This is a genomic window from Selenomonas sp. oral taxon 138 str. F0429, assembly GCF_000318175.2.
Taxonomy (GTDB): domain Bacteria; phylum Bacillota; class Negativicutes; order Selenomonadales; family Selenomonadaceae; genus Centipeda; species Centipeda timonae.
Genome location: NZ_KB290938.1, coordinates 38,291 through 41,175, shown reverse-complemented (window position 1 = coordinate 41,175; position 2,885 = coordinate 38,291). Strand labels below are relative to the sequence as shown.

Annotated in this window: 3 protein-coding genes and 1 pseudogene; 2 read left to right on the top strand and 2 right to left on the bottom strand. The window is 46.1% G+C overall.

Going from position 1 to position 2,885, the window contains the following annotated elements; all coding sequences use genetic code 11:
• Window positions 1-106 precede the first annotated feature (106 nt).
• Complete coding sequence (locus HMPREF9163_RS05090) at window positions 107-361, bottom strand: peptide deformylase (RefSeq protein WP_255351088.1); 255 nt, start codon at window positions 359-361, stop codon at window positions 107-109.
• A 140-nt stretch (window positions 362-501) separates the two neighbouring features.
• The gene (locus HMPREF9163_RS05085) at window positions 502-1,776 is read right to left on the bottom strand and encodes a polysaccharide lyase family 1 protein (RefSeq protein ID WP_009440611.1); all 1,275 of its coding nucleotides are present in this window, start codon (window positions 1,774-1,776) and stop codon (window positions 502-504) included.
• A gap of 227 nt (window positions 1,777-2,003) precedes the next feature.
• Between HMPREF9163_RS05085 and HMPREF9163_RS05080 the strand changes: the two genes are divergently transcribed.
• Together HMPREF9163_RS05080 and HMPREF9163_RS12425 are read left to right on the top strand one after the other, a co-directional pair.
• Window positions 2,004-2,615: an IS5 family transposase gene (locus tag HMPREF9163_RS05080; RefSeq protein WP_232296667.1), complete on the top strand. Its 612-nt coding sequence runs from the start codon at window positions 2,004-2,006 to the stop codon at window positions 2,613-2,615.
• 155 nt (window positions 2,616-2,770) lie between these two features.
• Window positions 2,771-2,885, top strand: a pseudogene (locus tag HMPREF9163_RS12425) (recombinase); the annotation flags it as partial.

Genomic DNA, 2,885 nt, shown 5'->3' with positions numbered 1-2,885 from the left:
AACTTTCTTGCTTGTATTATATAAATAAACAAGCGAGAAAGTCAATAAAATACGAATTACCATTATGTGAAAACCTCGGACTGCGTTTATATGCAGCCCGAGGTTTTCATATCAAGACTCCGTTGCAGTGATCTATCTCATGTTGAATGATCTGTGCCGTAAAGCCGGAGAACTTGTTTTGCTGTTTGCGAAATTTTATGTCGCGGTATGTGACTTCAATCCATTCATGCCGCATCGTTTTTCTCTGTCCGGGGAGGGAGAGACATCCTTCTCCCGTTTCGTATTGCTCGGAGGATGCTTTTACAACCTCCGGATTCAGCATGACGAGATGAGATTTGATATTGTCAACTGTTCTTGACAATATCAGATCTACTTGGTTGCAGGAAAATTAAAATTAGCTACACCTATTCTGTTCTGAAAATAACTTTTCCACTAGTTTTGGAGTAGAGCCAAAAAGCTGCTGTACGAAACAAATGTGCAGCAGCCTTTTTCTGATGATTTTTATGGCGTCACCGCTTCCTTAAACACGCCTGCCTGCTGTAAAACTTTTGCCTTCACCTCATTCACATCGTCAATTTTCATCGATCGCTCGGGCGTCCACGCGACCGGTGATAAATGCTCGCTAAATGTATCGATTTTCTCGCCATTAAAGATATTATTGACCGCCGTAAACTCCGTTCCGCCAAACACCTTGACAAAATCTTGATACGTCCTGCCGTCGATATCTGCGACATTATTTTCGGCATATATTTTTGAGTTTTTTCCAACGCCCAGCGAATACTCATAAGGATATCCACCGTTTTCCTCATACGTCTGGTAGTAATTATTATACACGTGAACCTTTCCCCATCTCACGCGCGGTGTGCGCTGAACCAAATTATGGAAATAGTTATGATGCAGCGTCACATTCAGTTTGCCATCGTCCGACGTTTTTGCATCACTGTTCCCGATCAAGATTGCTTTATTGTGACGTTCAAAAATATTGTATGACATCGTGATGTCGTCCGCCTGATTCGTGATATCGACCAAGCCGTCTCGATGCTCGTATTCACGATGAAAATACGTTTCCGTCGGCTGCGTGCCATCCGCGAAATGACAATGATCGATCCAAATATGCGTGCCCCCACGGATCGTAATGCTGTCATACTGAGAATTCCAGTTGCCGTCCGGTCCATCGTTTGGATCCCACGACGGGAAATCATCATAGGGGGACTCAAACGTAATATTTCGGATGATAATATTGTCCGCATCGAGGACTAAATCCACGCCCTTTAATTTCGCATGTTCAATCCCTATGATGCTCGTATTGGCAGGAACATGAACCATGATGTTTTTTTCCTGATTTTTTTGAGATTGTTTTCTTTTTTCCTCCTGCTCTTCTTTTCGGCTTTGCGGCACGGTACTATGCGGTGTATAGGCGTCCAAATACTGCTGAAAATCATAGCCCTCCGCCATATAATCTTCCATCGTCAGGTGCTTTCCATCCGCGTCTGTATCAAAGTCGATCGTTCCGTAAACCATCAAAATCCTAGGTTCCGTATTTTTGCGATTCTCCAATGCGGCAATAAGCTCCTGCCTATTGGTCACGCGGAAAATATTGTCCTCTATGGCAGCAGCTCCGCCGGTCGTACCGCTGCCCTCTGCGGCAAACCCATCATTTTTAGCGAGCACTTCCCGGATAAAATCCGTTTTTCCCATCGGGCTCTGGACAAACGGCAAGAGAAAAACAGCCGCTAACGCACCGATGTAGGCAATCAGAAAAAGCTTCTTTTTCATGGTTTTATCTCCCTGTTGTCATTATCTTAATGGAGAGCTCCTCCCCCCATAGTATACCACTTATGAAAGAAAATAGGGTTGAGCTGGTATGACCGATCAAAAAAAGATCGCTTCATGCCATCTTCTTTGATGATATTCGCAGAAAGAGGAAAAATGCGTTAATAAGAACAACATGACGAGAAGCCTTTCTGGATGCCATGGAGTCCATTATTCCTTGGAACGAATGGATGAAACTTATTGCGCCGTACTATGTCCAGAAAGAGCGCAGCAGAAAACTGATCCCCACGCCGAGTTCGACCAAGAACGCGACAAAGTCCAGCGATCCTGAGATGCACTCCACGAAGAAGGGGAATCCATGGTACTTCGGCATGAAGATCCATTCCGGTGCAGATGCCGGAACAGGCTATGTCCATACGATTACCGCAACAGCTGCCAACGTGCACGACATTGCGAAGACTCATGAACTGGTTCGCGAAGATGACCATACGGTCTATGGAGATTCCGGCTATCTCGGTGTGGAAAAGCGCACGGAAATCCGAGAGACGCCCGCTCTTTCAGGTGTGGACTACCGCATTGCCAAAAGGCCCTCGCAGAACCGCATGACAAAAGCATACAAAGGAACGAATTGGGACAGGAAGATCGAGCATGCGAAAGCCTCGGTTCGCAGCAAGGTGGAGCATCCTTTTCTCATTGTGAAGAGGATGTTTCATGCGTCCAAGACAAGGTATCACGGACTCAGGAAGAACCTTTTGCAATACGATCTGCTCTTTGCGTCGGCGAATCTCGTTATGTGTCTGCGGGCGGGAAGGCAGAGAGAGTTTTGCATGACAACGGGATAAGTGTGCCCTTTTTCTCGAAATTTCCCGTTCAAACGGGAGGTTCGGGGAAAGAAAGGGAGCAGTCGGGGCGGTGTTGCACGCTATTTTTCACTGCAATTTGTGAAATTCGTGCCTGTGGATCATGTAGCTATGATTATCCGCTATTTATCAGCGATTCCACAGGTGAGATTCCGCAGTATTACGTGGAGGAGCATCACGAGGCGATTATCCCTCCAGACTTGTTCGACTTTGTGCAGTCGGAGATAAAACGCAGAGAGCAGAACGGCAAGC

Coding starts and splice junctions, on each gene's coding strand:
- HMPREF9163_RS05085 (WP_009440611.1), bottom strand. CDS start 1,776: ATGAAAAAGAAGCTTTTTCTGATTGCCTACATCGGTGCGTTAGCGGCT.
- HMPREF9163_RS05080 (WP_232296667.1), top strand. CDS start 2,004: ATGAAACTTATTGCGCCGTACTATGTCCAGAAAGAGCGCAGCAGAAAA.